The sequence below is a fragment of the Serratia sp. FDAARGOS_506 genome (genome assembly GCF_003812745.1).
Lineage (GTDB): Bacteria > Pseudomonadota > Gammaproteobacteria > Enterobacterales > Enterobacteriaceae > Serratia.
The window spans coordinates 888,462-905,873 of sequence record NZ_CP033831.1 but is presented as its reverse complement, the minus strand read 5'-3'; the positions used below and the strand labels follow the sequence as shown (position 1 = coordinate 905,873).

The following is a 17,412-nucleotide window of genomic DNA, read 5'->3' as shown; positions in this document are numbered from 1 at the left end:
AACTTAGCGAGAAAGAATTCGCAGGTCAAATGTGGGCTTAAGATATATTCTTATCGAATTTATTGTATTTATGCATTTGATAAATAAGGTTTTTATTGCATTTTTGCACTATCGTGGGGCAACGCCGATCCCCACAGAAGTGTGAGCTGTCTCACTATAGTGCAACCCCTTAATCTCTGCACCATGCTAGTGCGGGGGTTAATAGCAGAGTTTTATTCTATAAGATATTGCTTGCTTGATGTTTATGACTATTTTTCACCGTGTTGTCATATTGCCGTTAACGGTTGCGCGACGATTAGAATAATTCATCAGAATTATAGTGAATTGATTTGCATTTATGATGAATAGTTATGCCTGGTGGCGCCTTGCAGGAAAAGCGTTGATCTCTGTCATCGCGGGAAAAGCCGTTTCTTATTAGCATCGCGGCTTTGAACACAGAGAATCACCAAGATTATGCAGTTGCCGCAATTAGTCAATATGTTTGGCGCAGATCTCCAGCGCCGCTATGGCGAAAAGATCCATAAACTCACGCTGCACGGCGGATTCAGCTGCCCTAACCGTGACGGCACGGTGGGGCGCGGCGGCTGTACGTTCTGCAACGTCGCGTCGTTCGCCGATGAGGCGATGCAGCGGCAGAGCATCGCCGAACAGCTTGCGCAGCAGGCCGCGCGGGTCAACCGGGCGCGGCGCTATCTGGCCTATTTCCAGGCTTATACCAGCACCTATGCGGAGGTCGAACTGCTGGCCTCGATGTATCGGCAAGCGTTGGCGCAGAGCGACATGGTTGGCCTGTGCGTCGGCACCCGGCCGGATTGCGTGCCGCCCGCCACATTGGATCTGCTGACGGGGTATCGCGAAGAGGGTTACGAGGTGTGGTTGGAGCTGGGGCTGCAGACGGCGCACGATAAAACGCTTAAACGCATCAACCGCGGCCATGATTTCCACTGCTATCAGCAGACCGCGCGGCTGGCCCGGCAGCGCGGGCTGAAGGTGTGCTGCCATCTTATCGTCGGGTTGCCGGGAGAAACTCAGCGCGATCATCTGCTCACGCTGCAGCGAGTGACGGAGACCGGCGTGGATGGCATCAAGCTGCACCCGCTGCATGTCGTCACCGGTAGTACCCTGGCGCGGGCGTGGCATGCCGGGCGTTTGCCAGAACTGGCGCTGGAGGACTATGCCGTCAGCGCCGGGGAGATGATCCGCCACACGCCGGGCGAAGTGGTGTATCACCGCCTGTCCGCCAGCGCCCGTCGGCCCACGTTGCTGGCGCCGCTGTGGTGCGAAAATCGCTGGAGCGGCATGCAGGCGGTGGGCGCTTATCTGCGGCAATACGGCGGGCAGGGCAGCGCGCTGGATGAAAAGCGGCGCTACCGCCCTAGAATGCCGCTCTGAAGTGCAATCTTTGCCACACTTCGGCGTTTGCCGCCTTATCTCACCGCTGTTTTACGGTATGATTCAAAAGATTGTGTCTGATGGGAGCCGCTATGAAGCAAATCCGGGTGTTGGCCCAGTACTACGTCGATTTAATGGTGAAACTGGGGTTGGTGCGCTTCTCGCTGCTGTTGGCCTCAGCGCTGGTGGTGCTGGCGATGGTGGTGCAGATGGCGGTGACCATGCTGCTGCGCGGCGAAGTGGAAAGCATCGACGTGGTGCGTTCGATCTTCTTCGGTTTGTTGATCACCCCGTGGGCGGTCTATTTTCTTTCGGTGGTGGTGGAGCAGTTGGAGGAGTCGCGCCAGCGGCTGGCGCGGCTGGTGGACAAGCTGGAGGAGATGCGCCACCGCGATTTGGAGCTCAATCAGCAGCTTAAAGACAATATCAGCCAGCTGAACCAGGAGATCGCCGACCGCATCAAGGCGGAGGAAGAGCGCCTGCAGGTGATGGAGAAGCTGACGGAAGAGATGGAACAGCGCGAACTGGCGCAGATTGAGCTGGGCCAGCAATCGGTGCTGCTGCGCTCCTTCCTCGATGCCTCGCCGGATCTGGTCTACTACCGCAACGAAGACAAAGAGTTTTCCGGCTGCAACCGCGCGATGGAGCTGTTGACCGGCAAGAGCGAGAAGCAGCTGATCGGCCTGACGCCATTCGACGTCTACGGCCAGGAGATCGCCGAAAAGGTGATCGAAACCGACGAAAAGGTGTTCCGCCATAACGTCTCGCTGACCTATGAACAGTGGCTGGTGTATCCCGACGGCCGCAAGGCCTGTTTCGAGCTGCGCAAGGTGCCGTTTTACGACCGGGTGGGCAAGCGCCACGGGCTGATGGGCTTCGGCCGCGATATTACCGAGCGTAAGCGCTACCAGGACGCGCTGGAGAATGCCAGCAGGGAGAAGACTACCTTTATCTCCACGATCAGCCACGAGCTGCGTACGCCGCTTAACGGCATCGTCGGCCTGAGCCGCATTTTGCTCGATACCGAGTTGAACGACGAGCAGCTGAAATACCTGAAGACCATCCACGTCAGCGCCATCACCCTCGGCAATATCTTCAACGACATTATCGAAATGGATAAGCTCGAGCGGCGCAAGGTGCAGCTCGACAACCAGCCGGTGGACTTCACCGGTTTCCTGGCGGATCTGGAGAATCTCTCCGGCCTGCTGGCGCAGCCGAAGGGGCTGCAGTTCATCATGGAGCCGCAGACGCCGCTGCCGCAGCAGATCGTGACCGACGGCACGCGCCTGCGGCAGATTTTGTGGAACCTTATCGGCAACGCGGTGAAATTCACCCGGCAGGGGAAAATCGTGGTGCGCGTGCGGCGCGAGGCGCAGGAGAAGCTGGTGTTCGAGGTGGAAGACTCGGGCATGGGCATCCCGCAGGACGAGCAGGACAAGATCTTCGCCATGTATTACCAGGTGAAAGATCAGCGCGGCGGTCGCCCGGCCACCGGTACCGGCATTGGGCTGGCGGTCTCCAAGCGGCTGGCGCAGAGCATGGGCGGCGACATCACCGTGCGCAGCGAACAGGGGCACGGTTCTTGCTTCACCCTGACCATCCAGGCGCCGGCGGTGCAGGAAGCCGTCAGCGCGGCGCCGGAGGAAGAGGAGTTGCCGTTGCCGGCGCTGCATATCCTGTTGGTGGAGGATATCGAGCTGAACGTGATCGTGGCGCGCTCGGTGCTGGAGAAGCTGGGCAACAGCGTTGAGGTAGCGATGAACGGCCACGACGCGCTGGCGATGTTCGATCCGGACGAGTTCGATCTGGTTCTGCTGGATATCCAGCTGCCGGACATGACCGGGCTGGACATCGCCCGGGCGCTGCGTGAGCGCTACGCCGGGCAGGCGTTGCCGCCGCTGGTGGCGCTGACCGCCAACGTGCTGAAAGATAAAAAAGAGTATCTCGAGGCGGGCATGGACGATGTGCTGAGCAAGCCGTTGTCGGTGCCGGCGCTGACTAAGGTCATCAAACACTATTGGGATCATCAACCTTCTCACACTTCAAAGAAAACGGAGCACAAGGCGATGCAGATTAATGAGTCGTTACTCGATACCGCGATGCTGGAACAGTATATGGATCTGGTTGGCCCGCAGCTGATTCACCAGAGCCTGGAGATGTTCGAACAGATGATGCCGGGTTATCTGGCGGTGCTGGACTCCAACATGACGGCGCGCGATCAGAAAGGCATCACCGAGGAGGGGCACAAGATTAAGGGCGCCGCCGGTTCGGTCGGTCTGCGTCACCTGCAACAGCTGGCGCAACAGATTCAAACGCCGACGCTGCCGGCCTGGTGGGATAACGTGCAGGATTGGGTAGATGAGTTGAAACAAGAGTGGCGCAACGATGTGCAGGTACTGCGAGCTTGGGTTGAGAACGCTGAAAAAAAATGACCCCGACCTAAGCCGGGGTGCGCGAATATTGCGCCAACACCAGGGAAATTGTGAACCTGCGTATTGGTTTCAGTGTTCTGGTCGAGCAGGTTGTAGCGAATTCCTAAACATCATACAGCCAACAACATAGCAAATGTAAGCGCTCTTGTTAGAAGATTCATTAAAATGTGTGATGTAGATTAGTGTTTGTCAACTCCGAGCACGAACCAGTTGACAGCAGCGACAGGAGTAAGAGTGATGAAAAAGGTGGGTGTAGTCCTCAGCGGCAGCGGCGTTTATGACGGTACGGAGATCCATGAAGCGGTGCTGACGCTGCTGGCGTTGGACCGTGCCGGCGCGCAGGCGGTGTGCTTTGCGCCTGATAGATCACAACGCCATGTTATTAATCACTTATCTGGTGAGGAGATGGCGGAGTCACGCAATGTCCTGATTGAATCGGCGCGCATTGCCCGCGGCGCGGTGCAGCCGCTGGCGCTGGCGGAGGCCGCGCAGCTGGATGCGTTGATCGTGCCCGGCGGCTTCGGCGCCGCCAAGAACCTCAGCAATTTCGCTGAAGCCGGCGCGGAATGTTGGGTCGATGAAGATTTGGCGCGCCTGACGCGCGAGATGCATAAGGCCAACAAACCAATTGGCCTGATGTGCATCGCGCCGGCGCTATTGCCGAAACTGCTGGATCAACAAGTGCGGCTGACCATTGGCAACGATCCGGACCTGGGAGAAGTGATTGACGCCATGGGAGGCGAGCCGGTGATTTGCCCGGTGGACGACATCGTGGTGGACAGTGAGCACAAAGTCGTAACCACGCCGGCCTATATGCTGGCGCCGTCTATCGCACAGGCGGCCCTCGGCATCGATAAGCTGGTGGCACGGGTGCTGGAACTGGCTGAATGAGAAAGTCGCTCGGCGGATGGCGGCGGCTGCGCCCGTGGTATTGGCTGAAACGCGGCGTCATCGCGATTCTTGGCCTGTGGGTGTTAGGTATTGTGGCTTTCGCCTTCCTGCCGGTGCCGTTTTCCGCCGTGATGGTGGAGAGGCAAGTCAGCGCCTGGCTGAGCGGCGACTTCGGCTACGTCGCCCATTCGGACTGGGTGTCAATGGACGACATCTCGCCGCAAATGGCGCTGGCGGTGATGGCGGCGGAGGATCAGAAGTTTCCAGACCATTGGGGCTTCGACGTGGCGGCTATTGAAAAGGCGCTCAGCCACAACGAGAAGCGCCCGACGCGCATCCGCGGCGCGTCCACACTGTCGCAGCAAACCGCCAAGAACCTGTTTCTGTGGGATGGCCGCAGCTGGCTGCGCAAAGGGCTGGAGGCCGGATTAACGTCGGGCATCGAGCTGGTGTGGACCAAGCGGCGCATTCTGACGGTGTATCTGAACATCGTCGAGTTCGGCGACGGGGTGTTTGGCGTAGAGGAGGCATCACAACGCTTTTTCCATAAGCCAGCCAAACGGCTGACCGCGGCCGAAGCGGCGCTGTTAGCGGCGGTATTGCCGAATCCGCATCGCTTCAGGGCCGATGCGCCTTCCGGCTATGTGATACAACGACAGCAGTGGATCATGCGCCAGATGCGGCAGCTGGGCGGGGAAGCGTTTTTAAGCGAGAACCAGTTGGATTAAGCGGGCGGGAACGGCAGGGAGCCGTTCCCGCCAGGCGGATTATTTTACATAGGTAAAGGCGGTAGTGACGTGCTTCACGCCGCTGACCTGGCTGGCGATCTGCGCCGCCGACTGTCCTTCCTGCTGCGTGACCAGACCCAGCAAGAACACTTCGCCATTTTCGGTGGTGACTTTCACGTTGGACGATTTCACCGTATCGCTGGTGAGCAGCTGCGAACGCACCTTGGTGGTGATCCAGGTATCGGAGGAGGCAGTGCTCAGGCTGACCGGCGTGCCCTGACGGATTTCGTTATACACTTCGGTCGTGCCTTCCACGCCCATGGCGATCTGCTTGGCGCGCGCGGTGAGATCGGCGTTAGGCGATTGGCCGGTCAACAGCACTTTGCCCTGATAGGCGGTGGCGACCACCCGGGCTTCTTTCTTCAGCTGCTGGTCTTTGCTCAGAGCGCTTTCGACCCTGGCTTCCAGCGTGCCGTCATCCACCTGGGTCCCGACGCTGCGCGGGTCGGTGGCGGTTTTGGTCGCGACGGCCGCACTGCCGACGACGACGCCGGCGATACAGCCTTGCAACAGCAGGGCGCTGGACAGCACTGCAAATGTGGCTTTTAGCTTCATCTCAGTTCCTTAATCGTCCTGGTGGGGGAATAACGTATTGTCTATCAGGTCGCACAGGCAGTTTACGGTCAGCATATGCATTTCCTGAATGCGTGAGCTGCGGTGCGACGGGATGCGGATCTCGACGTCCTGCTGGCCGAGCAGCCCGGCCAGTTCGCCGCCGTCGTAGCCGGTGAGCGCGACGATGGTCATATCGCGCGTGACGGCCGCCTCGACCGCTTTCACAATATCACGGCTGTTGCCGCGGGTGGAAATCGCCAGCAGCACGTCGCCGGTATGCCCGAGCGCACGCACCTGCTTGGCGTACACTTCGTCGTGCAGCCGATCGTTGCTGATCGCCGTCAGCACCACGTTGTCGGCGTTGAGGGCGATGGCCGGCAGGCTGGGGCGTTCGGTTTCAAAACGATTGATCATGCTGGCGGCAAAGTGTTGCGCGTTGGCCGCCGAGGTGCCGTTGCCGCAGCACAGGATTTTGTTGCCGTTGAGTAAGGATTGAACCAGCGTCATCGCAGCGCGGGAGATGGCGTCCGGCAATGCTTCCGCCGCCGCGATCTGGGTTTGGATGCTTTCGGTAAAACAGACTTTAATTCTATCCAGCACGTTGTATTAATCCACTAAGTCAAAGGGCCGGTCTGCGCCGCAAAACCCCGATTAATCCGCATTGAAGGCGTTGGGTATCCATTCTAACTGGCTACCGGTAATGGCCAAAACATCAAAACGGCAAGATGATGTGTCAAAGCTGGCTCCGCGCCCCGCCAGCCAGACGGCGGCGGCATGCAGCAACCGCCGTTGTTTGCGAAAGGTGACGCTGGCGGCCGCGCCGCCGAAGGCGTCGTTGCGGCGGTAGCGCACTTCGACGAATACCCAGGTGGCACCGTCGCGCATGATGAGATCGAGCTCGCCGCCGCGCACCGCGACGTTGGCGGCGCAGAAGGTGAGCCCGGCGTGTTCCAGGTGACGGCGGGCCAGTAACTCATAGCCCGCCCCTGAGGCGCGTAGGTTCAAGAGACTGGAACGACCGTACCTTGACGGTATTGCAGCCAAGGCAGTTTGCGGTTGATCACGCAGTTCGGTGACGCGCTCAGCGTACCGGTGGTGCCGGAAACCTGGAAGCCCGGCAGCTGGCGCATTTCAGCAAAGTGGTTGGCCAATGTCCAGGCATCCATCCCCATCGCATACAGACGGACCAGCGAGTAGTCGTTGCGGAAGCGCGCGCTGGCCTGCTGCAACAGTTGAGGGTTCGACCCCGCCAACAGAGGGATATCGCTGAACTGCAGGCCTTCCATTTCCAGGCGGAAGTCCGGGCCGGCGCCGGCCTGGTAGCTGCGCGAGCTGGCGTACATCGCCGGCTTGCCGCGCGAGCTGGTGGCCATGTCGATCATCGGTTTGATCAGCGTCAGCTGAGACTGGGTGGCGACGATATACACTGCGTCGACGCTGCCGCCGGTCGCGGCGGGCACGTCGCTCGGCGGTGCCGGAATAGTCAGCCCGGCGATGGTCACGCTCTGCGGCGCCGGGGCGCTCGACATCGGGGTACCGGTCATGCGGATACCGCCGCTGTTCACCATCTGGCGCAGTTCACCGGCAGAGCCGATGTCCTGACGCAGCACGGTTTGCCCGCCTTGCTTCTGCCATTCCTGGTTAAAGGCCTTGGCGACGCGATCGCCGAAGGCGCCGCGCGGTACCAGCAGCAAGGGTTGACGCTTCTGCTGTTCCCAGATATGGCGAGCGGCGTCGCGCGCTTCATCTTCCGGCGACAGGGCGAAGTAACAGATATTCAGGTTGTCCTTCGGCGTTTCCGGCTGGTTGAGCGCCAGCACGTTCAGCGTGGTGGTGCTGGCGGACAGCTGATCGACGTTCTCTTTCAGCAGCGGCCCGACCACCAGGGTGGCGCCATCTTGCTGCGCCTGGCTCAGCAAGGCGGCCAGCGGCTGGCTGGTGGTGTCGTACACTTTGACCTGCGCGTTAGCGGCCTGCAGCGGCGTTACCGGCGCGCTGGACGGCGCAGCTGCTTGCGCGGCGGTCACGGCAGGCTGGCTTTCTTGCGCCGAAGGGCTGACTGCGCCGTTGGCGTTGATGTCCCCCGTGGCGGCCTGATCGGCCGGCGCCGTTTGGGCCGGTGCGCTGGCCGGTTGTGCGGCTTGAGGCTGCGGCGCCGGCATGGAACCGCCGTTCTTCGCCGCTTCGAACCCTTGCTGGATGGCGTCGGCGAACACTTTCGCCTGGCCGTTCAACGGCAGCAGCAGGGCGATTTTCGAGGTGGAGGCCTGGGTGAAGTTCAGCACCTGGTTCAGGCGAGCGGGCAGCGTTTTGGCCGCCGGGTTCTTCGGATAACGGTTCTGCCAGTCTTTGATGCCGGCCTTCAGCAGATCGGGATCCTGCTTGTTGTCCTGATAGACGCGCAGCAGATCCAGCCAGCCTTGCAGAACGTTCTCGTCGGCGTTGATCACCAGGCTGTTCATCTCCTGCGGCGTCAGCTGCAGCAGCGCCTGCCAGGTCTGATCCAGGTTGTCCTGGTGCGGTTTGCCGGTCAGCAACGGCTCCTGGGCGATATAGGCGCGGATCAATGGCAGCGACGCTTTGCCCTGATTGGCGGCAATCTGCGCCTGGTAGTAGCGCACCTTCTGATTCGGCGACAGCGAAGCGCTGTCCAGATGGCTCAGCGTGCTGCGGGCGCTGACGTAGCTCTTGTTGGCGATCTGCAGTTCGGCGGTCAGCAACTGGCGTTCAGTCTGCTGCGCGCCGCTGAGGTTTTTCGGCAGCTGATTCAACTGGTCGCCGGCCTGCGGCAGTTTTCCTTCACGCAGCAAGGCGCGAATAGCAAGTAATTGCCAGTCAGCCTTGTTATCATCGCTGCTTTGCTGCAACTGCTGCAGGTAGTAATCGGAGCTGGCGCTCGCTTCGTCCTGTATATTGGCGGGCGGCGTTTGCGGGGCCCGACTTGGACAGCCTGCCAGGAAAAGGGCTGCCGCGATGACTGCGGTAAGTCGGACAGGCTTGGAACGCCCTGCTTTGGTACGAACGAATGTTGAGGAAAGCATACTGTATCCAGTGATGTTTTTTTCAAGATGCTCAATATTAAATCGGCAACCCGGATGAAACAATGAATCAACACCAACAATCAGTCATTTCTGCATCAACGCTGTATGTGGTGCCCACCCCCATCGGCAATCTGGGCGATATCACTCACCGTGCGTTAGAGGTACTGAAAAGCGTTGATCTGATCGCGGCGGAAGACACGCGCCATACCGGATTGCTGTTGCAACACTTCGCGATCAACGCGCGATTGTTCGCGCTGCACGACCACAACGAACAGCAAAAGGCCGATCAATTGCTGGCGAAACTGCAGGAAGGCCAGAGTATCGCGCTGGTTTCCGACGCCGGCACGCCGCTGATCAACGATCCCGGTTATCACCTGGTGCGCCGTTGCCGTGAGGCCGGCATTCGCGTGGTGCCGCTACCGGGCGCCTGCGCCGCCACCACCGCGCTGTGCGCCGCAGGCGTCGCTTCCGACCGCTTCTGCTACGAAGGCTTCCTGCCGGCGAAAACCAAGGGGCGCAAGGATACGTTGATGGCGCTGGCGGAGGAGCCGCGCACGCTGATTTTCTACGAATCCACTCACCGCCTGCTGGAAAGCCTGCAGGACATGGTCACCGTTTGGGGCCCGCAGCGCTATGTGGTGCTGGCGCGTGAGCTGACCAAAACCTGGGAATCTATCCACGGCGCGCCGGTAGGCGAGCTGTTGGCGTGGGTGCAGGAAGATGAAGTGCGCCGCCGCGGCGAAATGGTGCTGATTGTCGAAGGCCACAAGGCGCAGGAGGATGCGCTGCCGCTTGAGGCGCTGCGCACGCTGGCGCTACTGCAAAAAGAGCTGCCGCTGAAAAAGGCGGCGGCGCTGGCGGCGGAAATCCACGGCGTAAAGAAAAATGCGTTGTATAAGCACGCGCTGGAGCAACAACAGCCGTAAAGCGGTTGACCTGCCGCCGCCGCGACGCTACTATCCGCGCCGGAGTTGACCAGACAGTCGCCGCTTCATTGCCGTCCTCTTCGGGGAGACAGATGGAGGGGAGGAAAGTCCGGGCTCCATAGGGCAGGGTGCCAGGTAACGCCTGGGAGGCGCAAGCCTACGACTAGTGCAACAGAGAGCAAACCGCCGATGGCCCGCGCAAGCGGGATCAGGTAAGGGTGAAAGGGTGCGGTAAGAGCGCACCGCGCGGCTGGCAACAGTTCGTGGCACGGTAAACTCCACCCGGAGCAAGGCCAAATAGGGGTTCACATGGTACGGCCCGTACTGAACCCGGGTAGGCTGCTTGAGCCAGTGAGCGATTGCTGGCCTAGAGGAATGACTGTCCACGACAGAACCCGGCTTACCGGTCAACTCCCTCGACAAAAGAAAACCCCGCGCAACGCAAGTTGCGCGGGGTTTTTCGTTTTCCGGCCGGCTTACACCGGCAGGTCAATCAGCAGCGCGCGCAGCGGCGTCTCGGCGCGGATCGTCAGGCGATTCTCCTCGCGCACGAAGGCGCCGTCGCCGCAGGTCAGACGCTGCGCTTCGTGGCGCTCGCCGGTGGCGGCGATGGTGCCGTGAATCGACTGCAAATAGGCGCGCGGCCCGTTAATCGTCAGCGTTTGTTCTTCGCCCGGCTGCAGATCGAGATGATGGATCCAGACCTGTTGGCGCAGCTGCAGGCTGCCCTGCGCGCCGTCCGGCGAGGCCAGCAGCAGTTTGCCTGCCGCCGGCAGCGTCAGGCGCTGCACTCGCTCGCTGTTGCGTTCCGGGCAGGCGTCGAGCCACAGCTGCAGGCGGGTCAGCGGCGTATCACTGCTGACGTTCTGCTCGCTGTAGCTCAGGCCCGGTAGGGTGGCCAACAGCAGCGCTTCGCCGGCTTTGGCGCGCGCGGTGTTGCCGTCGCTGTCGCGGTATTCCGCCTCGCCCAGCAGGATCAGGTTCAGGATATCCACGCTGGGATAGGTGCGCGGCTGGAACGACGCGCCCGGCGCCAGCACCTCCTGATTCAGCACCCGCAGCGACGCATAGCCCATCAGTTTGGGATCGAAGTAGTGGCCAAAGGAAAAGGTGTAGCGAGCCTGCAGCCAACCAAAGTCAGCTTGCCCGCATTGTTGTGCTGTTCTGCATGTAATCATGGCAATCGGCTCTCTAAATTCATTATCCAAATGGTAAGCATCTGGACGTCGGATTGTTAGCCAGTTAATCTGGTCGGCATATTCAAATTTCCTGACAGAGGGATGTGATGGCCAGAGATCGGGCGCTCACGCTTGAGGCGTTGAGAGTGATGGACGCGATCGACCGGCGTGGCAGTTTCGCCGCGGCCGCCGACGAATTGGGCCGGGTGCCGTCGGCGCTCAGCTACACCATGCAAAAATTGGAAGAAGAATTGGACGTGGTGCTGTTCGACCGTTCGGGCCACCGTACCAAGTTCACCAACGTGGGGCGCATGTTGCTGGAGCGCGGGCGGGTGCTGCTGGAAGCGGCCGACAAGCTGACCACCGACGCCGAGGCGCTGGCGCGCGGTTGGGAAACCCACCTGACCATCGTCAGCGAAGCGCTGTCGCCGCCGAGCCTGTTGTTCCCGCTGGTGGACAAGCTGGCGCTGAAGGCCAACACCCAGGTGTCGATTTTCACCGAGGTGCTGGCGGGCGCCTGGGAGCGGCTGGAACAGGGACGCGCCGACATCGTGATCGCGCCGGACATGCATTTCCGCGCATCGTCGGAGATCAACACCCGCAAACTGTATAAGGTGATGAGCGTCTACGTCGCCGCGCCGGACCATCCTATCCACCAGGAGCCGGAGCCGCTTTCCGAGGTGACCCGCGTGAAGTACCGCGGCATCGCGGTGGCGGACACCGCCCGCGAGCGCCCGGTATTGACCGTACAGCTGCTGGACAAGCAGCAGCGCCTGACGGTGAGCACCATTGAAGACAAACGCCTGGCGCTGCTGGCCGGGCTGGGGGTGGCGACCATGCCGTACCCGATGGTGGAGAAAGATATCGAAGCCGGGCGGCTGCGCGTAGTGGGGCCGGAATACAGCCGCGAAGCCGACATCATCATGGCCTGGCGGCGCGACAGCATGGGGGAGGCGAAAGCCTGGTTCCTGCGCGAAATTCCGCGCTTGTTCGCGCAGCGTTAACGTCGGTGGGATGAGATCCCCTTGCCGGGCGGCAAGGGGATTTTTTTCGCCTTAACCGAAGCGCTGATCGCGGCCGTGCGGCTCGTCCAGATCCTGCGCTGGCCCGATCGAAATGATGCCGTGCGGGTTGATGGTGGCGTGGCTGCGATAGTAGTGGTTGCGAATGTGCGGCAGGCTGACCGTCTCGGCGATGCCCGGCATCTGGTAGATGTCGCGCAGGAAACCGTACAGGTTCAGGTAGTCGCTGATACGGTGTTTATCGCACTTGAAGTGGGTGACGTATACCGGATCGAAGCGTACCAGCGTGGTCCACAGGCGCAGGTCGGCTTCGGTCAGCCGATCGCCGGTCAGATAGCGGTGCTGCCCCAGGATCTGCTCCAGGCGTTCGAGCGCGCTGAAGACTCCGCTGACCGCTTCGTCATAGGCCTCTTGGCTGGTGGCGAAACCGGCCTTGTACACGCCGTTGTTCACCCGATCGTAAATCCAACCGTTAAGCTCATCGATTTTGCCGCGCAGCTCGTCCGGGTAGTAATCGCCCGCTCGGGCGCCGACGCCGTCAAACGCGCTGTTGAACATGCGGATGATGTCGGCAGATTCGTTGCTGACGATGGTTTGCCGCTGTTTATCCCACAGCACCGGCACGGTCACGCGCCCGCTGTAGTGCGGATCGGCTCGCAGGTAGATCTGGTACAGGAAATCGGCGTGATACAGCGGATCGCCGGTGGTTTCAGGAAAATCCTGGCCGAAGGTCCAGCCGTTTTCCAGCATCAGCGGGTGCACCACTGAGACCGGAATGATCTGCTCCAATCCTTTCAGTTTACGCATCAACAGCGTGCGGTGCGCCCAGGGGCAGGCGAGGGAAACGTACAGGTGATAACGGTCTGCCTCGGCCTGGAAGCCGCCCGCGCCGTGTTCGCCCGGTTGACCGTCGGCGGTCACCCAATTGCGAAACTGAGCGGTTGAACGTTTGAAACGGCCGCCGGTAGATTTCGTGTCATACCAGATGTCTTGCCAAACGCCATCGACGAGTTGTCCCATGGGAATCTCCTTGGTGTCCGAGTGAAAAACGACAGGACCCGGCATGCCGGGCCCTGAATGACAGTTTAGATTACCATTTCTTGTTCAGAAGACGGTCGATGCTGAAGCCGCCCGGGCCTGCGACCGCCAACACGATGAAGCCGCCGGCGATGGTCAGGTTTTTCATGAACATCAGCTGGTTTACGCCTTCCGCAAAGTCAGTGTGGAACAGCAGCGCGGTCAGGATGGTGAAACCGGCAGTGAACAGCGCCACGGTGCGGGTCAGGAAACCGAACAGGATCGCCAGACCGCCGCCAAATTCCAGCAGGATGGTCAGCGGCAGCAAGAAGCCAGGCACGCCCATCGATTGCATGTACTGTTGGGTACCGGCATAAGCGTCACCCATTTTGCCGTAGCCTGCCACGATAAACAGGATTGGCATCAGAATACGAGCAACCAACAAACCTGTATCTTCTAATTTTTTCATCATCTACTCCAAAGTGTTTTTGTGTGCCTGTTCGGCGGTAGTCATATCAACGGGCGGTATATCGGGTCTCTCACCCTGTCCGGCCCATATCGTATTGATGGAGTGAATGTTAAGCGGGAAGTGCTCAGGTTGTTAGCAAGTAAAACTGTCGTAATTTTCCAAAAAATCTGAATCTTTAGCGTGCTAATAAACTGACGCTTGTCAGCAAGTTGCCCGGCCCTCGCGATAAGCGGCACTGTTTTAGGGGAAAAACGAGGGCAGAGCAACAGGATGTTTGAAGGAAAGACGCGGTGCTTACTTGGCGGAAAAAGTCTTTTTAAACAGTCGGATAGCGCTCCAGGCGCCGAAAGCGCGGCGCGACCAGCGGATCATCTTGCTGGGGTGGCGAATGCCGTACAGCGCCATGATGCTGGAACCGAGCACCAAATAGCGGCGCAGGCCGAACACCGTCTGCCAGCCACGGTCGATACGCTCGGTCTTTTCCAGCCACAGAGACTTGTGTTCGGCCAGATCCAGACGTTGTTGCTGGATCTGCCGAATCAGCCTCTCTTTTTTCCATTCCAGGTAGCGGCGGCGGCTCATGGCTCGCGCTCCAGCTCGGCGCGGTCAAGTTCCAGCTGCTTGCGCGTGGCGCCCAGCAGCGTGGTGCGACGGGCCTTGACCAGCGTCCAGATGGTGCCGACCACGGCCAGGAACAGCAGTACCCCGGTCGTTGCGCCCAGCGCCACCAGCCGGTAGACCGGATCGATGGCCCAGAAAATCAGGATCAGCAGGCTCATCAAACCGAAGGCGGTGAACAGCAGCGTCATACCGGCCATGATCAGCAGCTGAATGAGGTTGGCTTTCTCCTCTTCCAGCTCGACCACGGCCAGCCGGACACGGGTTTCCACCATGCCAACCAGGATCGTGATGATGCGCTGACCGATATCCAGGACCCCTTTGGCGGGGCCCTGCGCGCGCACTTGCGGTTGTTCAGCCATGATTAGCGACGCGCGAGCAGCACGCCCAGCACGACGCCGACCGCCGCGCCGATACCGATGCCGGTCCACGGGTTGTCGCGCACGTAGTCGTCGGCTTGGCCGGCGATCTGTTTGGTTTGCGAAGCCAGCTTGTCACCGGCGTCGCTCAGGCGAGCGCGGGTCTCTTTCAGCGCGCCTTCCGCTTTCGAGCGCAACTTCTCCAGCTCGGCTTTCGGCTTGTCGGTGGAGGAGTTCAGCACTTCCTCCAGCGTATCGGCTAAGGACTTCAGTTCAGCGCGTAAGTTTTCTGCATTTGAATCATGTGCCATGTGATTATTCCTTAACGTTGATGACGACAGACTTTCAACATAGCGGATTTTTTCGCCGGAGCAAAGGGGTGATGGCCAGCAGATAACACCAGACATCAATTCCATATGCTTAAGAAATCCCGTGTGATGGGGCTCTCATCGATAAATCCGCTGGTGTAAAAAATTATTCCGCCTGGGCGCGTTTCAGCTCAGCCTGTGCTTCCGCCAACTTTTGCTGCTTTTTGGCGACCTTGTCCAGCTTGCCGGTTTGCTGCGCTTCTTTCAGTTCCTGCCGGCGCTCGTCGACCTTACGCTGCTTCTCCGCGATATCTTTCTGGCGTTCGGCCTGCAGACCGGCTTCGGTGCAGTGAGTCTGCACTTCGCTCAGCGCTTTTTTCAGCCCGTCCACGCGGTGGGTGTTGCCGTGTTGGGTGGCGTAGTCGATTTGCTGTTGGATGTTTTGCGCTTTGGCGGCGCAACCGCCTTCGGCGGCCGAAGCGAGCGACGGCAGCGTACAAAGTGGCAACAGCAGTAACAGTGAGTGGCGTAATTTCATCTTTCAGTTCCTTTTCATGGGATGCCTGAACAGGCATCCGCTTTCCTGACTGCCGAAGGCGGCAGCGCGAGAGGAGGGCGTTCATCGCCGGCTGAAGTTACCCTTCAGCATAGTCATGAAACCGGCGCGCCCCCAAAGAATCAGCCGTGATTCGATGCCGGATGATTAATTCTTGAGCTAAACGATGCGAATGAAAATGAAGATAATGGCAATGAAAGGAAACCCCTTCATATGAAGGGGGATTATCCCAGATTGAGTGGGGAACGCGCAAATTCGCGTACCCAATGCGACGGCACGGGGGACTCGCTCAACGCGATGTGGTAACCGGGCGGCAGAATGGTCTGTAACGCTTCGCGCGCCAGCAATTGCTGCTCCGGCGAATCCAGACGGATGACCAGGCCATCGCCTTCCGGCGTAATGCTTTTGATGCGGATGCCGCGCTCATCCAGACGTTGGTAGACGTAAAAACCGTCGGGCAGCGACAGCCCTTGCTGGCTGGCGCGAATGCGCAGCTCGCTCTCGGTGCGCACCATACAGGGCACCAACAGCGTCGCCAACGCCAGCAGGGCGAGCGCGATCATCAAGACGTATTGCCAGCGTGGGCGCTTTGTTGTCACGCCCCTTTCCCCGGGTTCTGGCTACCGGCGCGTTTCTTGCGCCACAGCACGATCAGCGAGCCGACCAGCCCGACCACCAGTAACACCAGCGGCAACATCATCAGGCAGAACATCAGCTGATCTTCATACTTGCGGAACACCGGGGTTTTCCCCAGCGCGAAGCCCAGCGTCGTCAGGATCAAGACCCACAGCAGGCCGCTCATCCAGTTGAAGAACTGGAAGCGCGCGTTGCTCAAGCCGGACAGACCGGCGATAGTCGGCAGCAGGGTGCGTACGAAGGCCAGGAAGCGGCCGACCAGCAGGGCGGAAAGCCCGTGGCGGTGGAACAGGTTATGAGCGCGCTGATGGTAGTGGGCCGGCAGGTGCGAAAGCCAGCCCTGCACCGTTCGCGTATTGCCGAGCCATCGGCCCTGTATGTAGCTGACCCAGCACCCCAGGCTGGCGGCGACGGTCAAAATGACGATGGTGAGCGGGAAGCCCATGGTGCCTTTGGCGATCAGCACGCCGACCAGGATCAGCAGGCTGTCACCCGGCAGGAAAGCGGCCGGCAGCAGGCCGTTTTCCAAAAACAGGATCATGAACAGCAGGATGTAGAGGGTCCATACCAACGAAGGGTTCGCCAGCGTCTCAAAATCCTGCTGCCACAAGGCATGTATCAGTTCTTTAATGATGTCCATCCGGTGTTCCTAAAACGTCATTGTTTATTTTTATCTCAGCGGCGGAGCGGGCGTGGGCTGAAAGCGCGCGGCGATCCTGAATGCTGATAACGATGAAACGGCGTTGCTTTAAGGTTTCTAAGCGGTGCGACACCGATCATAGGTGGTAAGTCAGCGTGCCACGGTACTGCATGTTGCTTTCTTTCCAGCCGGCTTGCCGGCACTGTTGCCGGGAGGCGTCCAGCGTCCAGTCGACCTGGGCAAGCCGGTTGGGGGCCGGGGTGTCCTGGCGGGGGAGACGAATTCGGTAGCCCGGTTCTGCGGCCAGGGTATAGACCGGCACCGGCAGGGAGGACGCGAGCAGCGAACCGGGTAAAGAGTGCGCTCTGGGCAGCAGCAGCGGCAACTTGCCGGGGGCTTTGCGGCGCGCTTCGGCCGGTGCCCGATATACATGATCATAGGGGGAAAGCGCCGGCTCCGCCAGTAGCGGCAGGCTGCTCAGCGCGCTGGGGGTTGGCTTGGGTGACGCCACGCATAGCTGTTGGCCGGAGACCGAACCGGTCCAGCAGAAAACAGCAATCAGCATGGCAAACAACCAGCGCATT

At 60.1% G+C, this 17,412-nt stretch carries 20 protein-coding genes and 1 other RNA gene; 7 read left to right on the top strand and 14 right to left on the bottom strand.

Features of this window, described 5'->3' with window-relative positions:
• The first annotated feature begins 453 nt into the window (after nucleotides 1-453).
• From EGY12_RS04535 to mtgA, 4 genes are all read left to right on the top strand, one after another.
• Complete coding sequence (locus EGY12_RS04535) at nucleotides 454-1,392, top strand: TIGR01212 family radical SAM protein (protein ID WP_123892709.1); 939 nt, start codon at nucleotides 454-456, stop codon at nucleotides 1,390-1,392.
• A gap of 92 nt (nucleotides 1,393-1,484) precedes the next feature.
• Nucleotides 1,485-3,824 carry an aerobic respiration two-component sensor histidine kinase ArcB gene (gene arcB, locus EGY12_RS04530; RefSeq protein WP_123892708.1) on the top strand — a complete coding sequence of 780 codons (2,340 nt, stop codon included), beginning with the start codon at nucleotides 1,485-1,487 and terminating at the stop codon, nucleotides 3,822-3,824.
• A 237-nt stretch (nucleotides 3,825-4,061) separates the two neighbouring features.
• Nucleotides 4,062-4,715 carry an isoprenoid biosynthesis glyoxalase ElbB gene (gene elbB / locus EGY12_RS04525; RefSeq protein ID WP_123892707.1) on the top strand — a complete coding sequence of 218 codons (654 nt, stop codon included), beginning with the start codon at nucleotides 4,062-4,064 and terminating at the stop codon, nucleotides 4,713-4,715.
• Nucleotides 4,712-5,443 carry a monofunctional biosynthetic peptidoglycan transglycosylase gene (gene mtgA / locus EGY12_RS04520; protein ID WP_123892706.1) on the top strand — a complete coding sequence of 244 codons (732 nt, stop codon included), beginning with the start codon at nucleotides 4,712-4,714 and terminating at the stop codon, nucleotides 5,441-5,443. The genes elbB and mtgA overlap by 4 nt, the downstream gene beginning before the upstream one ends.
• Nucleotides 5,444-5,482: 39 nt before the next feature.
• Here the strand turns inward: mtgA and dolP are convergent, their stop codons facing one another.
• Genes dolP through EGY12_RS04500 form a run of 4 tightly spaced genes read right to left on the bottom strand, consistent with a single transcriptional unit; the run spans nucleotide 5,483 to nucleotide 9,099 of the window.
• Nucleotides 5,483-6,058 carry a division/outer membrane stress-associated lipid-binding lipoprotein gene (dolP, locus tag EGY12_RS04515; protein ID WP_021505102.1) on the bottom strand — a complete coding sequence of 192 codons (576 nt, stop codon included), beginning with the start codon at nucleotides 6,056-6,058 and terminating at the stop codon, nucleotides 5,483-5,485.
• 9 nt (nucleotides 6,059-6,067) lie between these two features.
• Nucleotides 6,068-6,658, bottom strand: coding sequence for a DnaA initiator-associating protein DiaA (gene diaA, locus EGY12_RS04510; protein WP_004937103.1), 591 nt, complete (start codon nucleotides 6,656-6,658; stop codon nucleotides 6,068-6,070).
• Nucleotides 6,659-6,709: 51 nt separating this feature from the next.
• Nucleotides 6,710-7,063, bottom strand: a complete 354-nt coding sequence (locus EGY12_RS04505) for a YraN family protein (protein ID WP_123892705.1) — start codon at nucleotides 7,061-7,063, stop codon at nucleotides 6,710-6,712.
• On the bottom strand, nucleotides 7,060-9,099 hold the full coding sequence (locus EGY12_RS04500; protein WP_123892704.1) for a penicillin-binding protein activator: 2,040 nt from the start codon (nucleotides 9,097-9,099) through the stop codon (nucleotides 7,060-7,062). The genes EGY12_RS04505 and EGY12_RS04500 overlap by 4 nt, the downstream gene beginning before the upstream one ends.
• 62 nt (nucleotides 9,100-9,161) lie before the next feature.
• Here EGY12_RS04500 and rsmI point away from each other — a divergent pair, with 62 nt between their 5' ends.
• Together rsmI and rnpB are read left to right on the top strand one after the other, a co-directional pair.
• Nucleotides 9,162-10,025, top strand: coding sequence for a 16S rRNA (cytidine(1402)-2'-O)-methyltransferase (gene rsmI, locus EGY12_RS04495; protein ID WP_004937108.1), 864 nt, complete (start codon nucleotides 9,162-9,164; stop codon nucleotides 10,023-10,025).
• A 41-nt stretch (nucleotides 10,026-10,066) separates the two neighbouring features.
• An RNA gene (gene rnpB, locus EGY12_RS04490) (RNase P RNA component class A) lies at nucleotides 10,067-10,444 on the top strand.
• Nucleotides 10,445-10,501: 57 nt separating this feature from the next.
• Here the strand turns inward: rnpB and EGY12_RS04485 are convergent.
• Nucleotides 10,502-11,203 carry a pirin family protein gene (locus EGY12_RS04485; protein ID WP_123892703.1) on the bottom strand — a complete coding sequence of 234 codons (702 nt, stop codon included), beginning with the start codon at nucleotides 11,201-11,203 and terminating at the stop codon, nucleotides 10,502-10,504.
• 107 nt (nucleotides 11,204-11,310) lie between these two features.
• On the opposite strand from EGY12_RS04485, the gene EGY12_RS04480 reads away from it, so the two are divergent.
• Nucleotides 11,311-12,207, top strand: a complete 897-nt coding sequence (locus EGY12_RS04480) for a LysR family transcriptional regulator (protein ID WP_004937113.1) — start codon at nucleotides 11,311-11,313, stop codon at nucleotides 12,205-12,207.
• A gap of 51 nt (nucleotides 12,208-12,258) precedes the next feature.
• Here EGY12_RS04480 and EGY12_RS04475 read toward each other — a convergent pair whose 3' ends face one another.
• From EGY12_RS04475 to EGY12_RS04435, 9 genes are all read right to left on the bottom strand, one after another.
• Nucleotides 12,259-13,245 (bottom strand): glutathione S-transferase family protein, encoded by a 987-nt coding sequence (locus EGY12_RS04475; protein WP_123892702.1) that lies wholly within the window; start codon nucleotides 13,243-13,245, stop codon nucleotides 12,259-12,261.
• A gap of 70 nt (nucleotides 13,246-13,315) precedes the next feature.
• A complete protein-coding gene (locus EGY12_RS04470) occupies nucleotides 13,316-13,711 on the bottom strand; it encodes a DoxX family protein (RefSeq protein ID WP_004937119.1) in 396 nt (131 codons plus the stop codon).
• Between the two features lie 294 nt (nucleotides 13,712-14,005).
• Entirely contained in the window at nucleotides 14,006-14,293 is a 288-nt protein-coding gene (locus EGY12_RS04465) for a YqjK-like family protein (protein ID WP_049198507.1), read from the bottom strand.
• Nucleotides 14,290-14,691, bottom strand: coding sequence for a phage holin family protein (locus EGY12_RS04460; RefSeq protein WP_015379160.1), 402 nt, complete (start codon nucleotides 14,689-14,691; stop codon nucleotides 14,290-14,292). Before EGY12_RS04460 ends, EGY12_RS04465 begins: the two co-directional genes overlap by 4 nt.
• Before the next feature lie 2 nt (nucleotides 14,692-14,693).
• On the bottom strand, nucleotides 14,694-14,999 hold the full coding sequence (locus EGY12_RS04455) for a YqjD family protein (protein WP_004937125.1): 306 nt from the start codon (nucleotides 14,997-14,999) through the stop codon (nucleotides 14,694-14,696).
• Between the two features lie 163 nt (nucleotides 15,000-15,162).
• Entirely contained in the window at nucleotides 15,163-15,534 is a 372-nt protein-coding gene (locus EGY12_RS04450) for a DUF1090 domain-containing protein (RefSeq protein ID WP_123892701.1), read from the bottom strand.
• A gap of 242 nt (nucleotides 15,535-15,776) precedes the next feature.
• Nucleotides 15,777-16,151: an EnvZ/OmpR regulon moderator MzrA gene (gene mzrA, locus EGY12_RS04445; RefSeq protein ID WP_123892700.1), complete on the bottom strand. Its 375-nt coding sequence runs from the start codon at nucleotides 16,149-16,151 to the stop codon at nucleotides 15,777-15,779.
• The gene (locus EGY12_RS04440; RefSeq protein WP_049198505.1) at nucleotides 16,148-16,828 is read right to left on the bottom strand and encodes a DedA family protein; all 681 of its coding nucleotides are present in this window, start codon (nucleotides 16,826-16,828) and stop codon (nucleotides 16,148-16,150) included. The genes mzrA and EGY12_RS04440 overlap by 4 nt, the downstream gene beginning before the upstream one ends.
• A gap of 136 nt (nucleotides 16,829-16,964) precedes the next feature.
• Nucleotides 16,965-17,411 carry a hypothetical protein gene (locus tag EGY12_RS04435; RefSeq protein ID WP_123892699.1) on the bottom strand — a complete coding sequence of 149 codons (447 nt, stop codon included), beginning with the start codon at nucleotides 17,409-17,411 and terminating at the stop codon, nucleotides 16,965-16,967.
• Nucleotide 17,412 lies beyond the last annotated feature (1 nt).

What these genes read in the sequence shown, in the direction of transcription:
- rsmI (WP_004937108.1), top strand. Translation starts at nt 9,162, where the DNA reads ATGAATCAACACCAACAATCAGTCATTTCTGCATCAACGCTGTATGTG.
- dolP (WP_021505102.1), bottom strand. Translation starts at nt 6,058, where the DNA reads ATGAAGCTAAAAGCCACATTTGCAGTGCTGTCCAGCGCCCTGCTGTTG.
- EGY12_RS04475 (WP_123892702.1), bottom strand. Translation starts at nt 13,245, where the DNA reads ATGGGACAACTCGTCGATGGCGTTTGGCAAGACATCTGGTATGACACG.
- EGY12_RS04480 (WP_004937113.1), top strand. Translation starts at nt 11,311, where the DNA reads ATGGCCAGAGATCGGGCGCTCACGCTTGAGGCGTTGAGAGTGATGGAC.
- EGY12_RS04450 (WP_123892701.1), bottom strand. Translation starts at nt 15,534, where the DNA reads ATGAAATTACGCCACTCACTGTTACTGCTGTTGCCACTTTGTACGCTG.
- EGY12_RS04485 (WP_123892703.1), bottom strand. Translation starts at nt 11,203, where the DNA reads ATGATTACATGCAGAACAGCACAACAATGCGGGCAAGCTGACTTTGGT.
- EGY12_RS04460 (WP_015379160.1), bottom strand. Translation starts at nt 14,691, where the DNA reads ATGGCTGAACAACCGCAAGTGCGCGCGCAGGGCCCCGCCAAAGGGGTC.
- EGY12_RS04440 (WP_049198505.1), bottom strand. Translation starts at nt 16,828, where the DNA reads ATGGACATCATTAAAGAACTGATACATGCCTTGTGGCAGCAGGATTTT.
- EGY12_RS04465 (WP_049198507.1), bottom strand. Translation starts at nt 14,293, where the DNA reads ATGAGCCGCCGCCGCTACCTGGAATGGAAAAAAGAGAGGCTGATTCGG.
- EGY12_RS04500 (WP_123892704.1), bottom strand. Translation starts at nt 9,099, where the DNA reads ATGCTTTCCTCAACATTCGTTCGTACCAAAGCAGGGCGTTCCAAGCCT.
- mtgA (WP_123892706.1), top strand. Translation starts at nt 4,712, where the DNA reads ATGAGAAAGTCGCTCGGCGGATGGCGGCGGCTGCGCCCGTGGTATTGG.
- EGY12_RS04435 (WP_123892699.1), bottom strand. Translation starts at nt 17,411, where the DNA reads ATGCGCTGGTTGTTTGCCATGCTGATTGCTGTTTTCTGCTGGACCGGT.
- EGY12_RS04470 (WP_004937119.1), bottom strand. Translation starts at nt 13,711, where the DNA reads ATGAAAAAATTAGAAGATACAGGTTTGTTGGTTGCTCGTATTCTGATG.
- EGY12_RS04535 (WP_123892709.1), top strand. Translation starts at nt 454, where the DNA reads ATGCAGTTGCCGCAATTAGTCAATATGTTTGGCGCAGATCTCCAGCGC.
- elbB (WP_123892707.1), top strand. Translation starts at nt 4,062, where the DNA reads ATGAAAAAGGTGGGTGTAGTCCTCAGCGGCAGCGGCGTTTATGACGGT.
- EGY12_RS04455 (WP_004937125.1), bottom strand. Translation starts at nt 14,999, where the DNA reads ATGGCACATGATTCAAATGCAGAAAACTTACGCGCTGAACTGAAGTCC.
- arcB (WP_123892708.1), top strand. Translation starts at nt 1,485, where the DNA reads ATGAAGCAAATCCGGGTGTTGGCCCAGTACTACGTCGATTTAATGGTG.